The organism is uncultured Faecalicoccus sp. (assembly GCF_944325745.1).
Taxonomy (GTDB): domain Bacteria; phylum Bacillota_I; class Bacilli_A; order Erysipelotrichales; family Erysipelotrichaceae; genus Faecalicoccus.
The window spans coordinates 1-3,834 of the sequence record NZ_CALVBG010000090.1 but is presented as its reverse complement, the minus strand read 5'-3'; the positions used below and the strand labels follow the sequence as shown (position 1 = coordinate 3,834).

General features: G+C 42.1%; 5 protein-coding genes. 4 read left to right on the top strand and 1 reads right to left on the bottom strand.

All coding sequences use genetic code 11. The features are described from left to right. The coding region (locus Q0J48_RS06830; RefSeq protein ID WP_296242743.1) for a cation:proton antiporter at window positions 1-1,086 on the top strand (1,086 nt) is incomplete at its 5' end. Window positions 1,087-1,197: 111 nt separating this feature from the next. Continuing rightward, on the top strand, window positions 1,198-1,704 hold the full coding sequence (locus Q0J48_RS06825; protein ID WP_296242742.1) for a prepilin peptidase: 507 nt from the start codon (window positions 1,198-1,200) through the stop codon (window positions 1,702-1,704). Here the strand turns inward: Q0J48_RS06825 and Q0J48_RS06820 are convergent. Then, window positions 1,670-2,464: an RluA family pseudouridine synthase gene (locus tag Q0J48_RS06820; RefSeq protein ID WP_296242741.1), complete on the bottom strand. Its 795-nt coding sequence runs from the start codon at window positions 2,462-2,464 to the stop codon at window positions 1,670-1,672. The genes Q0J48_RS06825 and Q0J48_RS06820 overlap by 35 nt on opposite strands. A 116-nt stretch (window positions 2,465-2,580) precedes the next feature. On the opposite strand from Q0J48_RS06820, the gene Q0J48_RS06815 reads away from it, so the two are divergent. Together Q0J48_RS06815 and Q0J48_RS06810 are read left to right on the top strand one after the other, a co-directional pair. Next, entirely contained in the window at window positions 2,581-2,967 is a 387-nt protein-coding gene (locus tag Q0J48_RS06815) for a desulfoferrodoxin family protein (protein WP_183376382.1), read from the top strand. Window positions 2,968-3,007: 40 nt separating this feature from the next. Then, window positions 3,008-3,834, top strand: an 827-nt coding sequence (locus Q0J48_RS06810) for a chloride channel protein (protein ID WP_296242740.1), incomplete at its 3' end; no start/stop codon positions are given.

The following is a 3,834-nucleotide window of genomic DNA, read 5'->3' as shown; positions in this document are numbered from 1 at the left end:
GCAGGGATCTTATTAGGGCCTGCTGTCTTTGGCTTGGTACAGCCAAGCAATCTGATCTCAACTTTGTCGGAGATCGGAGTAATCGTCTTGATGTTTGGTGCGGGTCTGGAAACCAGTATCACGGATCTGAAAAAAGCCGGATTGAAGGCATTTGTGATCGCAGTATTAGGTGTTCTGGTTCCTCTGGCTATGGGATATGCGATCGGCATGATGTATAACGTCGGTCCGGATGCCTGGATCGAGAATTTATTCTTAGGTGTGATCTTGACGGCAACCTCGGTAGGAATCACAGTGGAAACCTTGAAAGAGATGGGGGCCATGAAAACCGAGAGCGGGAATGCGATTTTGGCGGCTGCCGTAATTGATGATGTTTTGGGAATCATTGCTTTGACGATCGTTTCTGGCTTGGCCGACAGCAGCATCGATGTAGGAATGGTGCTGTTGAAGATCGTATTGTTCTTTATCTTTGCGGTTGTGGTGGGAATCGTATTACATAAGGCGTTTGCCTGGTGGTTTGATCATGACTCTCGCGGAGGTTTGCAGCGGTATTCAATTGTCAGCTTTGCCTTTGCCCTATTGATGGCCTATGCTTCGGAAGCATTCTTTGGGGTTGCGGACATTACGGGATCTTTTGTGGCCGGCTTGATTATTTCAGGAACCAGTCAATGTGCTTATGTTGAAAAACGTATTGGTACTTTGTCGTATCTGTTGATTTCGCCAGTATTTTTCGCAAGCATTGGGCTGAAATTGGAACCGCTACAACTGTCAACCAGCTTATTGATCTTGATCGTTTTACTCTGTGTTGTATCAGTAGTCAGTAAAGTTGTTGGCTGTGGACTGGGCGGATTGCTTTGCCGGTATTCCAAGACGCAGTCGATTCACATCGGATGCGGTATGGTTTCCCGTGGAGAAGTTGCCTTGATCGTTGCCAACCGCGGTATGGCATTGGGCATCCTGCCTTCGATTTTTGTGACCCCTATTTTATTGTGTGTAGTCTTTACAACGATCATCACGCCTGTTTTATTGAAACTGGTTTATAATCCAAAAGGGGATGATCCTGATTATCTGCAGACTGTCCAAAAATGATCTTTGGTCACACTTTTGTAAGAAACGATCTCTATACTTTCTTGTATGGAGATCTTTTTTATTGGTTTAAGTTTTCTAGGAATTCTTCTTTTTGAAAAATTTGGTTTAAAAATGAAACTGCCTTGGGTCGGAAAACTTTGTTTTCTTTGTGGACAGCTGATCACGATCCGATCCCTTCCGCAAGATTCTTTGTTTAAAGGGTTCGCTTTGCTGACCTATGTTTATTGTCTGTTTTGGCAAGATGCCAAAACGTACTATATTTCTAAGAAGTGGGTTGTTCCGTCGGTGCTTTTGTTTTTGTGCCTGGGATCGTCTCAAAGTTTGATCTCTTCTGTTAGTGGCGCTTTTCTTTATGGGATTCCTTCGTTAGGGATGGTTTGGTTGAAGCCGGAATGGATCGGCCAGGCGGATGTGATCTATTTCTTCTATTTTGGGGCTTTGTTGGGGATTGAACGGATGATGGTCGCCTGTTTGATGGCAATCGGGATTGGCTTTTTTTGGATGCTTGGCATGAAAAAAACGATCCTTCCTTTTTGCTCATGTTTAAGTATAGGAGTATGGATCGCTTATCTTAAGGGGTATACTATTCTAATATCATTCGCGGATCTTTTGGGCTGATCACTGTGACAGGATCCTTCTGAAAAGGAACGTGGAAACGCAGCTGCTTGCTTTGTAGAAGCATGCCGCGGCTGTCCTCGATTTTTCCATATAAAGGATCATTGTAAATAGGATGGCCAAGATTTTTCATATGAACGCGAATCTGATGGCGCCGTCCTGTCTGGATCTGTACCTGAATCAACGAAGTGTTAGATTTTTCTTCCAAAACTGTATACAAGGTACTGCAAGGCTTTCCCGTTTTTGAAATTCGCATTTTTTTGGCATCATGCCGGTCTTTTGCGATCGGGTTCTGAAGGATACCGTGCTTAGAGGACAAGATCCCTTTTAAGATGCAAAGATATTCTTTTTGAATCAGATGGGTTCCCATTTGATGATCAAAGAAGGGCTGGAAGAAAGGAAATTTACAAAAGAGAACCAAGCCGCTCGCTTCGGTATCGATTCGATGGATCGCTTGAGCATTGTAAGGCCATTTTTGTGAATCTAAATAGGCATTGATGCGCCCTTGTAAGGTGTCTGTGTGATGACCATCATCATGAACGAGTAAAAAAGCCGGTTTGAAGGCAACAATACAAAAGGAATCTTCGTAGACAACAGAAACTGGTTGATTCGAGTATTCGCAAGATTTTGCCTGCATTTTAAAAGAAATCGTATAGTTTTTTTTAGGTTCTAAAGTTGGGATCGAAAAATCGGTGCATCGATTCCAATGTTTTTTAGAACAAAAAAAATGATTTCGAAGTTCATCCAGACGGATTGGTTTCATGACTTGAAATCGCAACTGATAGGGAGTGCATTGTAAAATATTGTAAGATGCGGTCATATTCATAGATAATTTAAGTTTTTATCGATATAATGTCAATATAGAGGAGGATTTCAAAAATGAAAATCGTAAAATGCAATGAATGTGGTGCAGTGTTTGAAATGGTCGTAGAACCAAAAGGCGGACAGTTGCCAGAAGGATTCCACGAAGTTAAAGCCGGTACCACGGATGGAGCTTTAGAAAAACATGTACCAGTTGTAGAACAGAATGGACATAAATTGATCGTAAAAGTGGGCAGCGTTCCACATCCAATGTTGGAAGAACATTATATTACAGCCGTATGGGCAGAATTTGAAGATGGTACAGTGGAAAAGAAAACGTTGAATCCCGGACAGGAACCACAAGTTCATTTTTGTGTAAAACATCGTTCTGGTAAAGTGACTGTTTACGAATACTGCAATCTGCATGGGCTTTGGAAAACAGAATTCACGATCAGCGCAGAATAAAGACATGGACTTCCATGTCTTTTTTTCGTAAGATGAGTTCATGGAATCATTGATCGAATTTGGAAGAAAAAAGGGACGGTTCATTGTCTTTTGTCTGTTTTTGGGCCTAGTTGTCGGCATGGTTGAAAGTATCTTTGTTTCAGGCGTTCGGCTTTTAACGGATCTTCATTTGAAAATGGGCAGCCTTTTTTTATGGGGATTACCGGTTGGAGCTTTGTTGACACGATGGCTAATCAAAAATATAGGAAACGATAAACAGAATATAGAACAGATTTTTCAAGCAGAAGAATCTGCGGTTCATATCCCTTTAAGGAATGCACCTTTAGCGATATCAGAAGCTTGGATTTCACATCTTTTAGGGGCTTGTACAGGCCGCGCGGGGGCCAGTCTGCAGCTGGGGTCGGCGATAGGAAGCTTCCTTCAAAAAAGAATTCCTGTCTTTTCGATGGGGTGTTCTTTGACTTGCGGAATCGCAGCAGCGCTGTCGTGTTTATTTGGCTGCCCGATTGCGGCTGCTTTTTTTGCGGTGGAAATCTTTTCGCGGCGATGGAAAGAGCTTCCTTATGCTTTATTGGCTTCTTTGATGTCTTATAGCGTACATCTTATTTTTCGAATTCCATCTTTACGTCTATCTGTTTTGGAGTTGCCCAGCTTTTCGTGGGGTGTTTTGTTCAAAATCTTTTTGTGTGCAGTATTGTTTGGAGTTGTAGGAAATCTTTTTGCGAGAAGTCTTCAGTGGGCTCGATCTCAGATACAAAAAAGTGAACATGCAATTGTTTTAATTATCGTCCTGAGTTTGATTTTGATGCTTTTGCTGATGTTCATTCGTAACTTTCGATATATTGGAACAGGTGAAATTCTTCTGCA

What these genes read in the sequence shown, in the direction of transcription:
- Q0J48_RS06825 (WP_296242742.1), top strand. Translation starts at nt 1,198, where the DNA reads ATGAAACTGCCTTGGGTCGGAAAACTTTGTTTTCTTTGTGGACAGCTG.
- Q0J48_RS06820 (WP_296242741.1), bottom strand. Translation starts at nt 2,464, where the DNA reads ATGAAACCAATCCGTCTGGATGAACTTCGAAATCATTTTTTTTGTTCT.
- Q0J48_RS06815 (WP_183376382.1), top strand. Translation starts at nt 2,581, where the DNA reads ATGAAAATCGTAAAATGCAATGAATGTGGTGCAGTGTTTGAAATGGTC.